The 22,732-nt window shown below is 42.7% G+C and carries 10 protein-coding genes; all 10 read right to left on the reverse strand.

Annotation, left to right across the window (positions count from 1 at the left end; all coding sequences use genetic code 11):
- Positions 1-439 precede the first annotated feature (439 nt).
- The gene (locus tag BUC17_RS02345; RefSeq protein WP_073361225.1) at positions 440-8,194 is read right to left on the reverse strand and encodes a GEVED domain-containing protein; all 7,755 of its coding nucleotides are present in this window, start codon (positions 8,192-8,194) and stop codon (positions 440-442) included.
- A 420-nt stretch (positions 8,195-8,614) separates the two neighbouring features.
- Positions 8,615-11,986, reverse strand: a complete 3,372-nt coding sequence (locus BUC17_RS02350; RefSeq protein ID WP_073361227.1) for a T9SS type A sorting domain-containing protein — start codon at positions 11,984-11,986, stop codon at positions 8,615-8,617.
- A 967-nt stretch (positions 11,987-12,953) separates the two neighbouring features.
- Positions 12,954-13,979 carry an NAD-dependent epimerase gene (locus tag BUC17_RS02355; RefSeq protein ID WP_073361229.1) on the reverse strand — a complete coding sequence of 342 codons (1,026 nt, stop codon included), beginning with the start codon at positions 13,977-13,979 and terminating at the stop codon, positions 12,954-12,956.
- Positions 13,980-13,991: 12 nt separating this feature from the next.
- A complete protein-coding gene (gene rfbB, locus BUC17_RS02360; RefSeq protein WP_073361231.1) occupies positions 13,992-15,038 on the reverse strand; it encodes a dTDP-glucose 4,6-dehydratase in 1,047 nt (348 codons plus the stop codon).
- Positions 15,039-15,041: 3 nt separating this feature from the next.
- Positions 15,042-16,319 carry a nucleotide sugar dehydrogenase gene (locus tag BUC17_RS02365; RefSeq protein WP_073361233.1) on the reverse strand — a complete coding sequence of 426 codons (1,278 nt, stop codon included), beginning with the start codon at positions 16,317-16,319 and terminating at the stop codon, positions 15,042-15,044.
- Positions 16,320-16,329: 10 nt separating this feature from the next.
- Positions 16,330-17,721, reverse strand: coding sequence for a UDP-glucose 6-dehydrogenase (locus BUC17_RS02370; RefSeq protein ID WP_073361235.1), 1,392 nt, complete (start codon positions 17,719-17,721; stop codon positions 16,330-16,332).
- Positions 17,722-17,727: 6 nt separating this feature from the next.
- On the reverse strand, positions 17,728-18,696 hold the full coding sequence (locus BUC17_RS02375; protein ID WP_073361237.1) for an SDR family oxidoreductase: 969 nt from the start codon (positions 18,694-18,696) through the stop codon (positions 17,728-17,730).
- 12 nt (positions 18,697-18,708) lie between these two features.
- Positions 18,709-21,174, reverse strand: coding sequence for a polysaccharide biosynthesis tyrosine autokinase (locus tag BUC17_RS02380; protein WP_073361239.1), 2,466 nt, complete (start codon positions 21,172-21,174; stop codon positions 18,709-18,711).
- 10 nt (positions 21,175-21,184) lie between these two features.
- Positions 21,185-21,979 carry a polysaccharide biosynthesis/export family protein gene (locus BUC17_RS02385; RefSeq protein WP_073361241.1) on the reverse strand — a complete coding sequence of 265 codons (795 nt, stop codon included), beginning with the start codon at positions 21,977-21,979 and terminating at the stop codon, positions 21,185-21,187.
- 67 nt (positions 21,980-22,046) lie between these two features.
- Positions 22,047-22,667, reverse strand: a complete 621-nt coding sequence (gene recR / locus BUC17_RS02390; RefSeq protein ID WP_073361243.1) for a recombination mediator RecR — start codon at positions 22,665-22,667, stop codon at positions 22,047-22,049.
- Between the last annotated feature and the right edge of the window lie 65 nt (positions 22,668-22,732).

A 22,732-nucleotide genomic window follows, 5' to 3' on the forward strand; every position in this document is an offset into this window, starting at 1 on the left:
ATGAATAGAATTTCAATATGTTGATTTTCAATATTTTAATTAAATTTACTTTCTGCTAACATTTTTTTAATATTAGTGCGTTTTTTATGTAAAATCTTACACAAAAATCTGTCGCTGTAAGAGAAAAAGAATATTGGAGAATACCACTATTTTATTTGCTTAACCTTTCATCAGGTCTATTTACGGTAAAACATTATTTATGGTTTCCTTCTTTGGGCGTGCCCCCGAATTCATCCTCCAATTCAATCAAATCCTTCGTCGGGGTCGGGTCGTTCGCTTCAATCCGGGCGCTCGTTCCTTCGGCCCGGGATTTCCACTACCACCCCTCACGCACCCATTGCACCTATGGAAATCAGTATAAATCACAAAAGACCATTTTACAAGACACAAAAAAAGCTGCCCTCTCGGACAGCTTTTTGTAAGAAGTAGTGCAGAATGTTTATAAAACTTTCTTCACGCCCGTTAAGCCTGAAGTCGTCGTTACCTGAACTAAGTAAACTTGATTCCCAACAACAGGTAAACTTACTTGCGTAGCGTTAACCTTCGATTGTTGTACGATCAATCGTCCGCGTAAATCATATACACGCACCGTGTCAATTGATTCTGTAGCAGTTACCTGAACTTGTGTTGGATTTTTCACTACCGTGAAGGTATTCGCATTCAATGTTGGATTCTCTGTAGACAAAGCATTTTGATATACCAATTCCAAACGGTTAGCGAAAGTTCCCACCGCAGTCGTAAACGTATACGGACCGTCGTTCAAATTGTGGTACGTTCCTGTTGTCAAATCATGAACATAAATCGGTTGTGTGGTCGAAGCAAATAATCCATCTTTACGATCAATCGCAACACTAAAGGTTCCCGCCGTAGCCACTTTGTACGTTAACGGTACCACATCGGCAGCATCAAAAGGAACGGGACGTCCATTCATGACACAAGCTACGCCATTCACAGGACTCGTTAATTCGGTTGTTCCATCGTTGAAATATTTCGAATCTGTACCGTCCAACCCAAGCGTTCCATCGGTAAAATATCCTACCATCATCTGACTAAATTCGCCTGCAGTTCCGGTAAGGTTCAACCATACACGGTGACGCTCAATCGACTGGGTCGAAGCAGCAGTACGGAAGGTTTGGTTGGCATTATTGGCCACACGTTGTCCGTTATTGAATGTCAACGTCGTCGCAGCATCTTTCGCTTCTACAATAAAGCCTTGCCCTACTTGAATCACTCCGTTGGGATCTTCGGTAAACGGTTGGCCATTGTCGGTATACGTATCTGTAGATAAATTATACGTACAATACGTTGGGTTTTGTGTACCATTGGTTTTACGCCAGAAATACACCGTAGGTTCAATCGCATTGCTATTGTCGTTATAGAAATCCGTCATACTCAATGTAGAAGGATAGGGATTACCCACCAAATTATACCGTTGCCCAGGCGCTACATTTGCCATAGTGATATTTTGTGTCCCATTGTTGGGAACTCCAGTGAATATTCCTGTCCATGTAGCGGGTGCTGTGGGGTGATTAAACGGTAAACGAATCAAATACCCACGACCCAAGACCATCGGATGCGTAGCAAAATCGGCTACATTGGCAAATAAATTCGTCGTCGTGTTGTACGTGTAAAAACGTATCGTTGGACTCACTGAAGTGAGTGGCGAAAAGGCTTGTAAGTTTTGTGCAGCCACAGGTGACGACCACATCACATAATCCAAACGAATTAACGGATTGGTTGTACGACGAACAATGATGTTTCCACTATTGACAGCGCTAGCATCATCTTGTAATAAATTGGCATTACTATTTAACGTAAACGTCGATCCCGAAGCTACTGTTAACGCACCACTCAAATGAACGTTAAATCCAGCAGGAATAACTACTACCGCATTGTTGTTTACGACTAAAGAACAAGCGTCCAAATTGGCTGTAGCGGTATAATTACCTGCAATAACTGCCGTAGTCAACGCATCTGGCACACCATTGCTCCATGCGGTGCCATTCCAAGTGGTGGTTCCCCCTACGGTAATGGTCAACGTGGTGGTTGAGGCACACTGACCCGCATCAGGTGTAAAGGTATACGTAGTCGTTTGTGTATTGTCTAAAGCAGGTGACCATGCACCCGTGATACCATTGGTTGAAGTAGTTGGTAAAGCTGCCAACGGCGCTCCTTGACAAATCGGCGCAACGGGACTAAATGTAGGCGTTACCAAACTATTCACAGTAATCGTCAAACTTGCAGTCGTAGCACATTGACCCGCATTGGGTGTAAAGGTATAGGTTGTTGTTTGCGTATTATCTAAAGCAGGAGTCCACGTCCCAACGATACCATTGTTGGAAGTCGTTGGTAAAGCCGATAAGCTATCGCCAATACAAATAGGATTGACAGCATTAAACGTTGGTGTTGTGGGACTATTTACTGTTAAAACCGCATTGTCAGAGGTCAATACTGGTCCACATTCCCCCAAAACCTCAACAGTATAGGTTGCAGCATCGGTCAAAGCGACTGCAGCAATCGTAAGCGTTGCATTGGTTTCTCCAGAAATTGAAACACCATTTTTATACCATTGATATAAATATCCTGAAGGTGAATTCGCCGCTGTAACACTAAACGTGACAGAACCTCCTTGACATACCGTTTGCGACTGAGGTTGCGCGGTAATAGTAGTATTTGGGGTAACTGTGATCGTCACAACATTGGTCGTAACCTCCAAACAAGCGCCACTTTTCACAACAGCACGATAGTATGAGATTTGCGAAAGTGATCCTGTATTTAAAGTAGCTGTTGTATTACTGATATCTGTCACATTCACGGTAAAGGCCAAATCATCGGCACGTTGCCATTTCACTACACTTCCTGTTTGACCATTCAACGTAAGCGTAGCTCCCGTACCCGTACAGACCGTTTGATTACTACTTAAAGTTCCAGCAACGGTAGTAGGACTAACGGTAATCGTAACAACATTAGAGTTTACAGCTACGCAACTTCCATTACTTACAACCGCACGATAATAACCCGTAGCCGTTAAAGCCCCGAGCGATAAAGTTGCTGTAGTATTTGTAATATCGGTTACATTGGTTGTGAAAGCCAAATCATCGGCACGTTGCCATTTTTGGATAGTACCACTAAAACCAGATAAAGTTAAGTCGGTAGGTACATCTCCACTACAAATCGTTTGATCGGATGAAACGGTTCCGGCAACAGGCGCAGCATCAACCGTTACCGTAGTGGTTGCGGTCGAGGTACAACCAAATGCATTGGTAACCGTTAAGGTATACACTCCTGACATTGCTGGGGTTGCATTGGCAATCATTGGGTTAGCATTGGCCGTCAACACAACTGTTACATCATCAATTGCCAAAAGATGATCATTTCCTGAATCATTCAAATCGGCCCAACGTATCCAAATACTCTCCCCATTAGGAATGGATAAACCTGTCAGTGTGGTCGTCAAGTTAGCATTTCGATTTGCAGCCGCATTACCATCTATTTGCAGTGAATTAGCATTTGTCGTTGAGGTATACGTCAAGGCTGGAATCGATGTCCATGTTCCAGAGGCCGTCGTTAAAGCAGTAGCATTGGTTGAATAATCAACCGTTAAAGTTTGTGGAACAGTATTCGTATCGCGGTATTGTTCTCCCGTATAACTGATGGTAACATTGCTCACAGGGAATCCCGTAGTATTGGTGACGCGAACACCATAATAGTAGGCGGTTGATCCAGCTGATGCTATCGAATTCCCCGCCAATGAACCTAAGGCGCGGTCGGTTGTAGTTACTCCATTGCTTAAATTATACACACCAACAGCAGTTCCCGATCCTGTTCCCGCAACTAATGTTGTAACAGGGGTAGCGGGTGAGGATGTTGTACCTGTACCTTGACCTTGCAACAAATACCAACCGGGTAAAGTCACGTTGTCGGTCCAAGTTGTTCCAGTACCTAAACCGTTGAAATTTTGCGTTACGGTTTGCTGTGTAGAATTGGAACTAAATCCATTCGGACCTGTCCAAGCATACGAACTCATACCCGATGGACCTGCTGTCAAAGCAATAGTCCCACCCTCACAGTAGGGACCTCCATTGGAAGCCGTTGCTGTAGGTGTCGGATTAACAGTCAAAGTAAATACGGTGCTCGCGCTAGGGCAACCAAAAGCATTAGAAACGGTAATTGTTCCCGTATAAGTCCCCGCAGCAGTTCCCGCTGGAATTTGAATCGTAATTGTTCCTGCACCGGTGTTAAACGTATTAGGCTCATTTGTTACAGGAGCAAAAGAATTGGTCGGTGTAGCATTCCATGTGATAGAATATGTAGAAGCTGCACCCGAAGTGGCCGAATAAGCCAATGTAGTGGTTTGCGCAGCTCCAGAGGCACATACAGCGGTGGCTGTACCCGACCATGTAGCCGAAGCGACAGGATTTACGGTAAATGTATCTAAACTCGTAGCCGTTCCTCCAGCTGTAGTCACTTGAACCACACCTGTGGTACCTGAACCGATAACGGCCACGATTTGGGTAGCTGAATTACTCGTAATCGAAGCTACAGGTGTCCCGCCAATGGTTACATTACTGGCAACAACACCATTTAAATCGGTACCATTAATTGTAATTGAACCACCGACGCATCCAGAAGTAGCACTCAAACTTGTAATTGTAGGAGATGAAGCCACGGTAACCAATAAACCATAGTCTTCTACTTCACCATAGGTAAATACTTGACATGGTGTAGCATTCATCGCTGTAGTACCACTAACTGTATCTCCATACTTGATGCGCATTCTTGTTTTTCCAAGTGTTGCGGTCGCAGGTACCGTGATGGTTACGTTATATACAGGTCCCAATCCCGTCACAGGTGAAGAGGTTTCACCAGAGTCCGAAAAGTCACCATCTTGATTCCAGTCTGCTAATACATAGGCAGCATCATCGGCAACAATGGTTCCTCCACCGGTGACCGTTACAGTCAATAATTGACCTTGTGAGACCGTTGCTGTTTGGGTGGCAAAATAACTCGTGTAATTGGAAGCACCTGAAGATTGATTGATACCACCAGCAACGGTAACATTAGAAATGTGCTCAAATGTGGAATCAACAGATCTTGAACCACAATAGACAGTCAAAGCGCCAACATTGGTAGTTGATGTTGCTCCACAGGTTCCCGTTACAACACAACGATAGTAATATACCCCTCCCGCAGTATTAGAGTTTGAGGTAATATTCAACGTTGCCGTGGTATTTCCTGTGTAGGATAATCCGTTTGGAGTATTATTGGCTACATTCGTGTACGTACCGCCTGGGGTTGTCGAATATTGCCATTGAAAAGCAGAAGCACCCGTAGCTGATGTAGAGAACGAAGCTGTATTATTGGTTGTTGCAGCAATTAATGTCGTATTAACGGGTTGACCAGTTATTGTAGGGGCAATAAAGGTAGAACACACAATAGCGTTACTATTTCCAACTACAATTAAATTTGAACCATTCTGAAAAGCCAAGCCGGCGGCAGTAGTGGTGTTGGTATTTAATGTAACTGGACTCGTAGTGTAAGCCGTTGTAAATATCCCGAGTTCTCCAATGCCCGTATTGGTAAAGGAAGCGGCTTGATTGGCAGCTACCCATGTTGGGGTAACCGTAGCCGTGGTTGCAGCTGATGAATTGATACTCCACTGAAGGTTTACAATTCGTGTGGCATCAAATACCGCATTGGTAATCGTACTTCCTACATTTACCGACAAATCGGAAGTTCCTACGGTATTGGTTACTGCTACAGGAGTATAATTAGTAGCATTCAAACCAATAGGAAAAGTAAAAGCGGTATTCCCAACTGCTGCTTTAACCAAACGTCCTGTACCATTGGTAACCACATAATTGGTTGCAGAAGCATTTGAAATAGAAGCTGTACTTCCCAACGAGAGATTATTGCTTCCCAACGTAATACGACCTGCAGTAAGATCTAAATTGGTAATCACTACAATCGCATTATTCAAAGTCAAGCCCGCACTGTTATTTAAACGTAATAAATCAAAAGTCGTTGCTCCTGTAAGGGTTTGCGCTACAGTTCCATTGAAAACAACCAAACGTGTATTGGCATTAAAGGTTCCATTGTTGGTAAAGTTTCCTCCAATATTTAAATCCCCACCTGGTGAAGTTCCAAGATTTAATATACTTCCTGAACTTATGGATAAATTTCCAGCTAAGGCTCGGGCACTACTTGCAGGCATATTGACCGAACTGTTGGTCAAAGTTACATTCTGAGGCGTACCTACCCCTGCCGTGGCGGCATTACCCGTCCATTCGCTGTTCACCCCATAAGAAGTTACGCCGTTGTATACCAATGTAGAAACACTGGAATAAATCGGAGCATTGGTACTCACAAAACCACCACCGTTGATTTGTAACGTTCCATTTAAGGTGGTTCGCGAAGGACCGAAATCCATTCCCGAAGTAAGAATCATCGTGATATTGGACCCTAAATTTAGAGTTCCAGCCCCTGTGACAAACTTATTTCCAGTAATATTAATTACAGCTCCTGTCAACGTCGAGGTTATTGAACGTCCAGCAGCATTGACCAAAATATTTCCGTTGGTATTGTTAAGAGTTAATGATTGTCCGTTCAAATCAAAAGCACCTGCATTAAGTAATTGCAACACTTCTCCTGCCGTAGTATTGATGGTAATGCTGGTAGCCGGTGAGGCACTTAATTGTACACTTCCAGCCGCTTTGTTGATGATTAAATAATCAAAAAACACATTTCCTCCCCCTGTACGTGCAATTGTTTGTGTTCCCGTGGCACCATTAAAAAATACAGCTCTATTGTTATTGGTTTGCGTGGCTGAGGCACCTAACGTCCAGTTTCCAGGCGTAGTGACATCGCCTCCCAAACTTATTGTTCCGTTATTAACGACATTACCCAACACGATTAATCCACCTGATGGCGTATTCATGATGGTACTAGCATCTATGGTTAGTGTACCCGAACATTGGGCAAAATTAGAACCCATATTTACGGTAGTAACCGTTCCTGGGTTACTTATTTGTACGTTGGCAGGATATCCCGCACCCGAGGTAGCTGTGGTCCATTCATTACCCCGACCAAAACTTGTACCTGTATTGTAAATCAATGTTGATGTAGAACCGTAAGAAGGTGTATTGTTAAAAAAGCCTCCTGTATTGATACGACAAATGCCGTTAAAAGTTAGCGTAGCCGAGCCAAAGGTTACTCCGGCAGCAGTTTGAAATGTACCGCTTACTGTTCGGTTGGCACCTGCGTTTAAGGTTAACCCCCCTTGCAATACCGATACGTTAACTGGACCGCTGGTGGTAGGCCAATACACGTGACTGGCATCGACTCCATAAGCACCGGAACTGTTGAAGTTTAATCCCCCTGAGGAACCATACGTAAAGTTAGTACCGCTGGCAAAACCGCCGCTATTTAGCTGAAACGTCCCGTTAACTGTGGTCGAACCCGTGCGCGTTAAGGAAGCAGCCGTTGAAACGGTATGCCCCGCAGCAATGATCACATTATCGGTAGCCGTTGGAACAACCCCACCGACCCAGGTAGAAGTCGCTGCCCAATCCCCTGACTGTGCAGAGGTGATGGCATTTGAAGTACCTTGAACAGTAAAATCATCTATTCTAAAATTACCATTGTTGGACGCTGTTCCAGTCCAACGAAATCTAAGGTTAGTAACACCAGCAGCTCCTGAAGGCAATGTAATTCTCGTCCCACCATTAACTAAAGCCCAGCTTGCATTGTAAGCAACCTGAGTATAAGTAACATTATTCCATGTAGTTCCGTCTGTACTCCATTGAAATGGAACTGCCCCGGTAAAAGAAGCCGTTCCTCTACCTGCCCACAAAACTGTGATATTTGTGAGACCTACTGTTGATAAGTTATTCGCATAAGTTAAAGTATGCGTTGCTCCATTAGTTCCAGTACTATTAAACACAATATTTCCTGTACCGCTGGCACCAGCATATCCAGTAGAGGCAGAAGCACTAGAGAAAGTCCATCCGTTGGTGGTGTTAGAACTTGTCCAACCGGTTGGTAACGCAGTACCTGCACCGAAAGTCTCATTTAATATTGTTGTTTGTCCAAATGATTCAACATTAAAAACAAACAAAAATAAAAATGAGGCAAACCAATGTAAAACTTTAAACTGGTTGAAAAAACGATTAAAACTCGAAGTAAATTTTTCCATTATTCGATTCCTTTTTTTTAGAGTGAAATTCATCCGTTACCGCCTTGAAAATGAGTTCAATTAGGGGTGTTAAAATTACTTCAAAATTCGGTTTCAACAAGGGGATTTTTGGGCATTACAAACAAAATCGACGTATAACCAATTTCATCGTTCAACAACACTACTAGGGTTAGAAAATCGATAATTTTATACCGTTTATGGACTTTTTTCACAAAAAAAATAAGAATCTTTCAAAAGTTTTTGGACAATTTTCAATAATTTTTCATATAATTTTCTTACAAAAAATAACATCTTCCATCATTAACCCTTTGAAAGTGTAATCGACTCCAAAAAGGCACAACAATTGCTGATTTTAAACAAATTACTACAAAAAAAAGGGACCTTTTCAGATCCCTTTTTTAAAATAAAAACTATAAAGAACTAACGCTTCACTACACGAAGGGTTTTCACGTTGGCTCCTTGGGTTAAAATCACTTGGTATACCCCAGCAGGATAGTTGGCTCCTACTTCGGTACTTTCGATAGCATCGGCATTAACCGTACGGGTTTCGATCGTACGTCCCATCATGTCATACACTTGGATAGTGAACGAGGCTTGGCTAGAAGTAGCTACTTTGAAGTAGAACTGCTCTGCAAATGGGTTTGGATATACTTGCGCATCCAATCCTAGGGTAGCAGTGGTAGTTTCTTCAAGGCTACGAGCTATAGAAGGCACAGTCAACGTACAAGTTTTACTGTAGGGGCCGAAATCCAATTGGTTTGGCATACGCACCGCCACTTGAACTGAATAATTTTCCCCCGAAATCAATCCAATAAAGTCACTCAAACGGAAACTATTCAAAGGACGATCGATCGCAAAATCGTATTCTTGTGCTTCATTAAACAAACGGAAGCGATATTGAGCCGCCGATTGAACCGCATCGGCAAACAAACGCTCACTGAAGCTCACTACAGCATAATCATTACACTGCGTACCGCGCATTTGTGTTGTAGGATGTTTCGGCGCTTGAATCGTACAGCTTGGTCCATACGGTAAGAAAGTTCCATCGGTATTACGAACCGCACACGATACATTGTAATTGGCATCGTAACGGAAATCGGTCACCGCTGCAAATGTAAAATTACGTAGTCCCGAGGTAATTTCTTGCGGTAAACCTACCGGTTGCAACGCATTATCCAAACGCTGAATGCGGTAACGGTATCCTGTACTACGCGGAACGAGCGAACTAAAAACTTGGGTATTAATGCCTGTAATCTGTGTACCACAACTCAACATGGTACTCACAGCCACAGGTGTAAACAAGAAACAAGGAGCGCTGAAATTGGGCTGCCAAACGTTGTTGATTCGCACAGCGATTTCAACTTTATATTTTGCATTGTATTTATAATTGGACAAATTGTGTAAATATAAATTACGCAATACCATATCTACGGTCACTTGTGTACCCGGAATTTCACTATCATCCGCTGGATTTACTTCAGTAACGCGGTAACGATACCCTTGAGCTCCAGACACTAAACTTGAATATACAATTCCACCAAAGGCAACTGTTGTTCCACAAGTAGCCGTTGGAAAGGTACTGACAATAGGGGTACATCCTCCTGGCAAACCAAGGTTATCGATGTTTCCATTACAGTCGTTATCAATGCCATCGTAACATACATCAACCGCACCTGGACGGATGGAAGCATTAGCATCATTACAATCGCCATTATTTACAGAAAAACCTGAGGGTGCAATCGACACATTTGCCACACAAACTGTTGAAGGTGCTGCGGTGGAGGCACCAAAGCCATCACCATCCGCATCGACATAGAATGTACCGTTTACAAATACCGCTGGATTAGCATCATTACAGTCGGTTGTGTTGGTAGCGCCACAAGGAGCGGGCGTACTCGTACCGAATCCATCGCCATCGGCATCTACATAGGTCAATAGTGCGTCGTTACAATCAGTATTATTTAGTACACCGCCACAAGCGACAAAGGTCGCAGATCCAAAGCCATCGCCATCAGTATCGGCATAACGCAATTGGCTATCATCACAATCGGTGTTGTTCAACACGCCTCCACAAGCGACAAAGGTTGTCGATCCAAAACCGTCGCCATCGTTATCGGCATAACGCAATTGGTTGTCGTTGCAATCGGTGTTATTTACTACCCCACCACAAGCAACCAAAGTGGTTGAACCAAATCCATCCCCATCAGCATCGGCATAACGCAGTTGGTTATCATCACAATCGGTGTTGTTCAACACGCCACCACAAGCGACAAAGGTCGTAGATCCAAAACCGTCGCCGTCATTGTCGGCATAACGCAATTGGTTGTCGTTGCAATCGGTGTTGTTTACTACCCCACCACAAGCTACCAAAGTGGTTGAACCAAATCCATCCCCATCAACATCGGCATAACGCAGTTGGTTGTCGTTGCAATCGGTGTTATTCAACACACCACCACAAGCCACAAAGGTTGTCGACCCAAATCCGTCGCCATCCGCATCGGCATAACGCAGTTGGTTGTCATTACAATCTGAATTGTTGGTTACAAATCCAACCGGAGCCGAACATGTGGTTTGTGCCACTGAAGGATTTCCAAAACCATCTCCATCGGCATCTTGATAATACGTTGTACTGGGTGTAATCGTCAATACACCGCTATTGTTACTGGTGCCGTTCCACGTTCCACCACCGCCAGCATTAAAACCACCATAGAAGAAGGTACAACCGTTGATTTGGTAACGGAAAGCATAGTAATACGTTCCGGGTGCTAAAGCGGCTCCAAAAGTACCGCGGTATTCGTCGTTATTATTCCCCAATCCTCCTTGTCCAAAATACGGAGCTGCAATCCAATTGGTCCATGTATTTGGATTGGTATTGGTTGAACTGTATCCAACTTCGGCAACAATTCCCGAACCTGCTCCAGGAGCTTCAGTGCGTCCTGAAACAAAAATTTGACCAAATGCATTAAAATCACTGCCTTGGCAAATGGTTACACTACCTGGGAATTGTAAATTCACAAACCCTGGCGTTGGTGCGATAGAATACGAGTAATTACTTCCCCCATTGTTTCCCAATCGTAGGGTTATCAAGTCGTGATCGGAAGCATCGGTTGCCGCAACGGTTGTTGTGTAAGCATAATAAAAAATAGTTCCCGAAGTGTTGTCTGCCCCAGGAATAGTAGCCGAAGCTGTTGACCATGTCGAACCTGTTCCTGTTGCTTCTACGACTTTGGAAGTAGCAAAATTGGAAGTACTGCTGTAGCGAACAAAAACGCGCTCCTGTGGCGATTTTGCGCCCGCCAAGGTAACATTGATCGTTACTGCAGTCCCCGAACAAACAACGCCAGGATTACTCACTGCAGTTGAAGCTGTGGGGTGAAAAGACTGGGGTGCATTGTTGGTCTCCATGATTACTCCTTGACGTGTAGAATAAGAAAGTCCACGTATTTGCAAGGTGTAATGACGGCCCGAGGTTGGTGCAGTAGCAAAAGCACCATTAGGCCCATTAAAACTTCCACCGCCCCAGGTTAAGGTAAAGACCTGATTATAAGGGGTTGAAGTATTCGACCACTTATTGGCATAATTATCCCATTGAACCAAATAATAATTGGTGGTACTAGTGGCTTGGGTGGTATTGGACACAATACCATTCACAGGTGAATTATTGGTCATCACCACATTACCCATTCCAAAACGATCCCAGGCATACCCCCCCGGCTGCGCAAAAAGGAACTTGGTCATTAAGAGCATAACACAGCATGCCCATACTTTTTTCAAGCGTAATTCTTTTTTCATAAAACATTGATTTATAGGGTGTCTTTTTTCTGAAATTTAAAATTACGATTTTAGCTAAGGAAAAAAAATGCACCCTGCAACCGAAAACGTTTTCGTGTTGATAAATTCTGATTTTTATAGGTATATAACCTACACAACCCCTTTTTCTCTTTACGAAAAATGCAAAAAAAGGCACTTGGTAAAGCCCTTTAAATGCAATCAAAAATATTCCCTACCTAACTCACTAGTATAAGTCAATTTAACGGGGTTGTTCGTACGCGTCATCGCCAAAGATATAGCACTGATATAGCACTAGTATAGCACTCTTTAAATAGCTGCTGAGAAGCTAATCCCAACCCTTCGGGGCTGAGCCGTATATAAAAAAAATATCGGTTATGAAGAGACTGCGACTGAGACTGAGACTGAGACTGTTTTTTTAAGCACCTAAGCCGCTGAGAAGCTGAGCTACTGAGACTGAGCTACTGCAACTGAGACTGCGACCGCGACTGAGACTGAGACTGAGACTGTTTTTTTTAAGCTCCTAAGCCGCTGAGAAGCTGAGCTACTGAGACTGAGCTAATGCAACTTAGACTGAGACTGAGACTGCGACTGAGACTGTTTTTTTTAAGCTCCTAAGCCGCTGAGAAGCTGAGCTACTGAGACTGAGACTGTGACTGTGACTGTGACTGTTTTTTTTAAGCTCCTAAGCCACTTAGCAGCTGAGCTACTGAGACTGAGCTACTGCAACTGAGACTGCGACCGCGACTGTGACTGTGACTGTGACTGTGACTGCGACTGCGACTGTGACTGAAATAATTAAGCGGAATAAACTTGAAACCTGTAACCAATCACTAGTCACAAAAATCGTAAATTCCAATAGCTAAAATTCCAAATTCCAAAAGTCTAACAACGAATCACTAGCCTTACTACCAGGATAGGCAGATCACTAATCACTAATCACTAGTCACTAGTCACTAGTCACTAATCACTAGTTACCCACCCCATAATACGCCTTATACCAATCGACAAAAGCCTTTACCCCCTTATCCAAGTCGGTTTGGGGTTGATAATGAAAATCGCGTTGTAATTCGGAGACATCGGCCCATGTTCGTGCTACGTCACCGGGTTGCATGGGAAGCCAATTTTTTTGAGCAGAAATCCCTGTATGGCGTTCGATGGCCTCAATAAAATCTAATAAACGAACCGGTTTACTATTTCCAATATTATACAACCCATAAGGTTTCGTGTAGGCTCCAGAGGCTAAGGCTGCTACGATAGCTTCCATCCCTTGGGTAATATCATCGACGTAGGTAAAATCACGGGATAATTCGCCATGATTAAAAACATCTATAGGTTTTTGATTGAAAATGGCATCCGTAAATAAAAACAACGCCATATCGGGTCGACCCCATGGGCCGTAGACTGTAAAGAAACGCAAGCCTACCGTGGTTATTCCAAACAAATGGCTGTAGGTATGTGCCATTAACTCATTGGATTTCTTTGTGGCTGCATATAAACTAATAGGATGATCAACGGTATCGTTTACTGAAAAAGGCACATGTTCATTGAGTCCGTAGACACTAGAACTACTCGCATAAATCAACTTCTTTACCTGATGATGGCGACAGCATTCTAAAACATTTAAAAAACCTGTAACATTACTATCTATGTACGTAAATGGCTGTTCCAAACTGTAGCGAACGCCCGCTTGAGCCGCAAGATTACAAACAATGTCAAAGGAAAATTGACCAAACAAAGCGTCCATTCCCTTTCGATCTTCCAAGTCAAGCAATACAAATTGAAACCGATCACCATGAATAGCACTCGCTACGGGCTTCCCTGATTGAAATTCATTTGACGTTACCCCCAAAACAGCCAGGCGGTCTTTTTTTAAGGAAACTGGATAATAGGGATTCAAATTATCTATACCCACAACAGTGTACCCTTTTTGAAGTAAGAGTTCACAAAAATGGAATCCAATAAATCCCGCCGCTCCGGTGACCAATATACGCATGACTCGTTTGAATTATTGATATTGTTTTTCGTAATATTCGCGGTAGGCCCCTGAAGTAACATTCTGCAACCATTGTGCGTTTTGCAAATACCAATCGACGGTTTGCTCCAAGCCTTCTTCAAAGGTAACCGAGGGTGACCACCCTAATTCGCGGTTAATTTTACTAGCATCAATAGCATAACGCAAATCATGTCCTGGACGATCTTTCACAAAAGTAATTAACCCTTCAGAAGTCCCAACTTCACGCCCTAACTTGCGATCCATTATCTGACACAACAACCGTACTAAGTCAATATTTTGCCATTCATTAAATCCACCGATATTATAGGTTTCATGATTTTTCCCTTCATGGAAAACCAAATCAATGGCAATCGCATGATCGATGACATACAACCAATCGCGGGTATATTTCCCATCGCCATAAATGGGCAAGGGTTTTTCTTGGATAATATTGTGGATGCACAGGGGAATCAATTTCTCGGGAAAATGATTAGGTCCGTAATTGTTGGAACAATTGGTTAACACATAAGGCAATCCATAGGTTTCTCCATAAGCCCGCACAAAATGATCGGAACTGGCTTTGGAAGCGGAATACGGTGAATTTGGATCGTAAGGGGTTTCTTCCGTAAATAATCCCGTAGCGCCCAAAGTTCCATAGACCTCATCGGTAGAGATATGGTAAAATCGTTTGCCTTCAAACTGACCTTGCCAAGCGGTTTTGGCCGCATTCAACAAATTCATGGTCCCTAATACATTGGTACGTACAAAAGCCAATGGATCGGTAATCGAGCGATCGACATGCGACTCAGCGGCCAAATGAATTACACCATCAAAAGCATGCGTTTTAAAGAGTGAATCGATAAAATGCGCATCCGTGATGTCGCCTTTGACAAAGGTATAATTGGGAAGTTTTTCTACATCGGCGATATTCTCTAAGTTCCCTGCATAGGTGAGAGCATCTAAATTAACAATATGATAATTCGGGTAGCGGGTCACCATGCGTCGAACCACATGTGAGCCAATAAACCCTGCGCCTCCTGTAATTAATATTTTTTTCATATGCTATAATTTTCCGTCCACCGTGTAGGGGAGAACGCCTTTAACATCATAAACAATTGACTTAGGATTTCGTAATCCTGCTAAATCCAGTTCTAAAAACTCACGGTGTGCCACACCCAACACCACGGCATCAAAGGTAGTTTTGGGGAGTGTATTGGTTGTCGTCAAGCCATATTCATGCTTTACTTCCTCGGGGTTGGCCCAAGGGTCGTAAATGGTTACTTGGATTCCGTAATCGGTCAAGGCATTGACCACATCCACGATCTTCGTATTGCGCACATCGGGACAGTTTTCTTTAAACGTAATTCCCAAGAGTAAAAGCGACGAATGATCGACCGAAATCCCTTTTTTAATCATCAATTTAATGATACGCGATGCAACATATTCCCCCATGCTATCATTCAAACGCCGACCTGCTAAAATGATTTCCGGATGATATCCCGTCTCTTGTGCTTTTTGCGCCAGATAATAGGGATCCACTCCGATACAATGTCCACCAACGAGCCCCGGCTTGAAGGGTAAAAAGTTCCATTTTGTTCCCGCAGCAGCCAAAACCGCATGCGTATCAATGTCGAGCAAGTTAAAAATCTTAGCCAACTCATTGACAAAAGCAATATTGATATCGCGCTGTGCGTTCTCAATCACCTTAGCAGCCTCAGCCACTTTGATACAAGGGGCTAAATGGGTACCTGCGGTAATGACAGAGCGGTATAAAGCATCTACTTTTTGACCTATTTCGGGCGTAGAACCCGAAGTGATTTTCAAGATTTTTTCAACGGTATGTTCCTTGTCTCCAGGATTAATGCGCTCGGGAGAGTAGCCCGCGTAGAAATCAACATTAAATTTCAAACCACTCACCCGTTCTAAAACAGGCACACATTCTTCTTCTGTTAATCCGGGATATACGGTCGATTCATAGACTACGATATCCCCTTTTTTCAATACTTTACCCACCGTTTCACTCGACTTATACAAGGGTGTTAAATCGGGACGGTTGTTTTTATCGACAGGCGTTGGAACCGTAACAATATAGTAATTACAATCGCGAATAGCCTCCAAATCGGAAGCACATAACAACCCTTGGGCTTCCGTATGCTTCGACACTATTACCTGCTGAAGCAAGTCGGAGGAAACCTCCAAGGTGCTATCGTGTCCCGCATTCAATTCGGAAACTCGTTGCTGATTAATATCAAATCCGACCACGGGATACTTTGTGGCAAACAAACGCGCCAAAGGCAATCCGACATACCCCAATCCGATAACTGCTATTTTTATATCCATAGTTTGTGTATCACGAACCTATTCCTTGGTAATGGAAGCCGATAACACGCATAGCTTCGGCATCTAATATATTTCGCCCATCAAAAATGAAGGCGGGTTTTAACATGGAATCATAAATTTTTTGCCAATCATAGGTTTTAAATTCATCCCATTCGGTCATAATCGCAATGGCATGCGCTTCATGACATGCCGCATAAGGATCTCCAATTGAGGTGACCAAAGCAGCATTGGAAGCCGCATCACGAGTTTCCAAATAGTTCAAATCCGAGAGCACCTGAGGGTGTTCTACTTTGGGATCATAAACTGCTATTTGTGCTTGTTCTTGCATTAAAGCATCGGCTACATAAATAGCCGCTGATTCACGGGTATCGTTGGTATCTTTCTTAAACGCCCAACCCAAAAAAGCAATCTTTTTTCCCGATATGGTATTGTACAATGTACTTACAATATTGCGTGCAAAACGATTTTTTTGGTGGTCATTCAATTGAATTACTTGCTCCCAATAATCGGCGACTTCTTGCAATCCATATGATTTAGCGATGTAAACTAAGTTCAGAATATCTTTTTGAAAACATGAGCCTCCAAATCCAACCGAAGCTTTCAAAAATTTCGATCCAATCCGACTATCCATTCCGATAGCACGGGCTACTTCATTAACATTGGCTCCTGTTTTTTCACACAATTCTGAAATGGCATTAATGGATGAAACGCGCTGCGCTAGGAAGGCATTTGCGGTCAACTTTGACAATTCTGACGACCATACGTTGGTGGTTAAAATTCGCTCTTTGGGAACCCAATTGGCATAAATATCGACCAACGCTTGGATGGCTTTCTGACCCGCTTCATCGGTTCCTCCACCGATCAATACACGATCGGGAGCTAACAAATCCTCAACGGCCGTTCCCTCTGCCAAGAACTCAGGATTGGATAAAATTTGATATTGAACTCCATTACCGGTATTGTCCAAAATGCTTTTTAAGGCTTCAGCGGTTCGAACGGGTAACGTTGATTTTTCGACTACAATTTTATCGGTAGTCGCAACACGAGCAATTTGTCGGGCACACAATTCGATATACTTCAAATCGGCCGCCATTCCTTTACCTGTTCCGTACGTCTTGGTAGGCGTATTCACCGAAATAAAAATCATTTGCGCTTCGTCAATAGCTTTATCTACTTCTGTTGAGAAAAATAGATTCTTCCCACGGGATGCCGCAACAATCGTACTCAAACCGGGCTCATACACGGGAATATTTTCAACATTATCATCGTTCCAACGAGCAATACGTTCGGCATTTAAATCGACGACCGTCACTTTGATATGTGGACATTTATTGGCAATAACAGCCATCGTTGGGCCACCTACGTAACCAGCACCGATACAACAGATATGCGATATTTTCATATGAATTTATTTTAAATTGTCCCAATACCATGCTACAGCTTCTTCCAAGCCTGCCGCAAAATTGTATTGAGGTTGATAGCCTAATAATTCTTGTGCTTTAGCAATACTCGCTTTGGAATGCGGTATATCACCTACGCGCTGGGGTCCGTATACGATAGGTACTTCAGCAATAGAAGCATCGTAACGGGATAAATATTTTTTGAGTAAATGGACCATTTCATTCAGCGAAATTTGATCTCCTACCGCAGTATTATATACGGTATTTAGGGCTTCGGGTTGGGTTGCCGACAAAGCCAAGGCATTCATTTGAATGACATTATCAATGTAGGTAAAATCACGGGAATACGAACCGTCACCGTTAATTATTGGGGATTCTTTTTGCATCAATAGCTTTACAAATTTGGGAATCACTGCGGCATAAGCGCCATCCGGATCTTGTCGTCGTCCAAAAACATTGAAATAGCGCAAACCGATTGTTTCTAACCCATAGGTTGAGGAAAAAATCGACGCATACAATTCATTGACATATTTGGTTATGGCATAGGGTGACAAGGGTTTTCCAATCACATCTTCCACTTTTGGTAAAGAAGCCGAATCCCCATAGGTCGACGAACTCGCTGCATAGACAAAGCGTTTTACCCCCGCATCGCGAGACGCCACCAACATATTCAAAAACCCTGAAACATTAACTTCATTGGAGATTATTGGGTCGTTGATAGAACGAGGAACCGACCCCAAAGCGGCTTGATGTAATACAAAAGTAGCCCCTTTGACTACCCGATGACACGTTGCTAAATCCCGAATATCACCTTCGTGAAACGTGAAGTTGGCGTGCGAAAGAAATGGCTCTATATTGCGGCGATGTCCCGTAGCAAAGTTATCCAAACCCACCACGTGAAACCCCTGCTCCAAAAAGTGAGCCGTTAAATTGGAACCGATAAATCCGGCCGCACCGGTAATGACGAGGGTTTGCATAGAATTACCGCATTATTTATTACGCTTGAACAGCTTATCTTTTAACTTTTCAAACAGGTTTTTAGGACGATCGTCTTCGTGATAGCCGTTTGAATAATTTCCATAGCCGTAGCCGTAGCCATAGCCGTAGCCATAGCCCGTACCGTAACGCGCTTTGTTTTCAAAACCATTCAAAACAATGCTCACATTTGACAATTCATCGCGTTGTACACGAGTATTGATGAGTTGCACCATTTCTTTTTTAGTGAAATTTTGACGCATGATATACAAGGTTACATCGGCAAAAGGAGCCAATTCTACAGCATCGGTTACTAGACCCACGGGAGGCGTATCCAAAATTACATAATCATAGCGATTCTTTAATTCCTCCATAAACTCCCGCATCGTTTCTCCCATAATCAATTCAGAAGGATTGGGTGGGATCGGTCCTGAGGTAATGACATCCAAATACGGGATTTTCGTATTTTGAATGATTTCGTCGAGTGAATTTTGACCAATCAAATAGTTGACGACCCCTATTTTATTTTTTAAATTAAAATCATCAAAAATTTTAGGCTTACGCAAATCCAAACCGACAATAACGGTCTTCTTCTCACTAATTGCAAATACCGTGGCGATGTTGATGGAACAGAATGTCTTTCCTTCACCCGATACCGAAGAAGTCAACATGAGCGTCTTACTTCCCTCCTTCTTCTGTTTTTTATACAAAAATTGAAGCGAGGAACGCAACGCCCTAAAGGATTCGGAAAGCGCCGATTTGGGTTTCTCAAAAACAGCTAAATTGGAAGAGGTGTATTTCACCCCGATTACTCCTATCAAAGGAATATTGGTTAATGCGCTAATATCTTCTGCATTTTGTATCGAATTGTTGATAAAGAAAATCAAAAACACCACCAACAATGGAATTAAAAGACCCGCAAAAATGGCTATCACATAGTTGACTCCAGTTCGAGGTCCGATCAATCCACCTCCAATATCCTTTGCAGGATCGATAAACTCTACATCCGATAGATTGGCTGCCTTTACAATTTGGGCTTCATTGCGTTTTTGTAAATACGCATCGATAACACTATTGCTCAAGTTGAACTTTCGGGTAATTCGTAAATAATCTTGGCTGTCCTCGGGTAGGCTTTCTATCTTATTTTCCGATGCTCGAATTTTACGGTTCACCTGCGCTGCTTCAAATTGAATGGCCGATTTTGCCGCCACAATATTTTCCAATAAAACCCGCTTCACAGCCGAAATTTCATTGTCAATATTGTTGTACATCAAAGCACTTTTGACGGAGTACGTCATTTCAGAGCGTCGCACCGATAAATCAATCAGCTGCGCAACATTTTTGATAATGTTAGGATCGTCAATACCCGCCACAGATGGAGCAGGCAATTTGGAGTAATCATTGCTATTGCGCAAGTAATTGTTCAATACATTGTAATAATTGATTTTGCGATCAATACCGTCTTTGATTAAATCTAAATCCTGAATTTGAGCTTGGTAGGTTTCACCGCGTTTTTCAATCTCCACGACATTCCGCCCTTTACTAAAATCTTTCAAATCGTTGTTGGCAGATTTCAAATTTTCTTCCATCAAAGCCAAGGTAGTATCGATGTATTTAATGGTGTTTTCAGCAAATAAGTTTTTGCTTTCCAATTGTTTCTTTTTCAACATTTGAACACTTTCGTTCAAATAATCAACGATGCGTGCTTTGTTGGTCCCTTGAAGTGAAATACGAATAATCGACCCTGCTTTTTCATCAATAACGACGCGAACATTACGGTACATACTGACCACATTATCAAACGAATTCATCCGGATGATAAATTTTTGTCCTGTATAATTTCCAGGCATCCCTTTGATATCCAAAGTCCAATTCAAGAAGGGCAATTGCAACGGCTGCCCTACCTTACAACGCTTGCGAAAATCGCCCGAACGCACCGCCTGTGCATCAATGATATTGGTATTGTAATTAATAACGGGTACCGAATTGGATTTTACGGCAATACTAATTTCGTAATCGGTTGGAGACACAAAATGTATTTCAATAGGAATCCCTAAAAGTTGGTTTTTGGATTTATCCAACTTCACTTCAAAAGGAGCCGATCCGTAAACATCTTTTTGATAGTATTTATCTTCTTGAAGGTAGTCGATATAAAACCCGAGTTTATCCACCACCAATTCATTGTGCGAACGCGATTTCAAGGTACTCGCAATACGTTGCACCTGATCGGAAGTGCCTCCCCAATTAAATATCAGGTTGGTATTACTCATAAACAAGGGATTCTCTTGTTCTTTTACGGCCAAGGTAGCCTCTAAGGCATAGATTTTCTGTTTGCGAATATTGATTTGATGCGCCACAAATAAGGCAAAACCCAATCCAAATAAAAACCACTTCCAATAACTTCCTGTCTTAATCAGGAAAGCTTTGAAATCGAAGCTATTTTGTTTTTCAAAAAAGGAAAAATCTTTGATATCAAGCATGGAACGTCGTTTAATTGCGTAATAACAGCGTAAGTGTCAACAACATGGAAGCTGCAGTAATCATAACCGTCAAGGTATCGCGACCTGTTCCGCCAAATCCCCAAGATTTTTGTTTCAAGGGTTTGACGTAAATATAATCGTTGGGTTGCAAATAAAAAGCAGGAGAATGTACTGCCGCAGCATCGGTCAAATCAATACTAAACGTCTCCAAACCATGGGGAAACTGACGAATCACTTTCACCTCTTTTCGATCACCCGTCATGGTAATATCGCCTGAATTGGCTAGGGCTTCCAACACATTCACACGGTCTTGGTACAATACTTTCGACCCAGGATTGTTCACCTCTCCATTAACCGTATATCGGAATCCAGCAAGTTTCACATTGACAAACAACTGCGCTTCTTTTTTGAAATAATCGGCTAACAATTGGGTTTCAATTTTGGCGCGCGCCTCTTCAACCGTATATCCTAATACATTCACCTCTCCCAAAATCGGAATACGAATATTTCCATGATCATCTACGGTATAACCATTAAAATAGAGGGTCTCCACCGTTTGAATCGCTTGATTTTGTGGCGCTGTGTTAAAAATCTCTAACAATCGCTCGTCTACTAGCGCTTTGATTTGCACCGAAACAACATCATTCACCTGCAAGCGGTAAGGTTTATTGCTCGCGACAACCGAGGAACCCGTAGAAGAAGGAGTATTTTTTTTATCTTGAAGGTATATTAAATCCTGCGTAGGAACACAAGCGGTAACAAGGAATAACAATACTATGGAAAACGACAGTATTTTGGTTTTCATCTACTTTGTTTTAGCCAACAAAGATAGTTTTTCAATCGTAAAATCAAAAGACTCGATAGGGAAATCTCTAATTATTTTTAAGGGAATTTTCAAAAGGAATACGGTGTAAAATACTGCGCCCCAGCGTCACTTCATCGGCATATTCCAACTCATCACCTACGGCAATTCCACGGGCAATCGTCGACGTTTTTACCCCCGTGTCTTGAATTTGTTTGTAAATATAAAAATTGGTGGTATCGCCTTCCATCGTAGAACTCAAAGCAAAAATCACTTCTTCAACTGCGGTTGTCTTTACTTTTTCAACCAAGGAAGCAATATGCAACTGACTCGGACCGATCCCGTCGATAGGCGAAATTTTACCGCCCAACACATGGTAAATCCCTTTAAATTGCTGGGTGTTTTCAATCGCCATGACATCGCGTACATCTTCTACAACACAAATCACATGATGATTGCGGGCAGGATTGCTGCAAATCGAACAAACCTCAACATCCGAGAGGGTGTGGCAACTCGTACAAAACTTCATCTGCTCCCGCATTTGGGTTAAAGCCTCGGTCAAAAAGCGGGTTTGCTCCTGCGGTTGCCGCAACAAATGCAACACCAACCGCAACGCCGTTCGCTTCCCAATTCCAGGCAATTGCGCCATTTCGTTGACCGCTTGCTCCAATAACTTTGATGAAAATTCCATACCACAAAAGTACATAATTTGAAAAAGGCATCAATATTTTTGTATTTTTCGCTTTTTAAATAGTA

It is taken from the genome of Flavobacterium fontis (assembly GCF_900129405.1).
Classification (GTDB): domain Bacteria; phylum Bacteroidota; class Bacteroidia; order Flavobacteriales; family Flavobacteriaceae; genus Flavobacterium; species Flavobacterium fontis.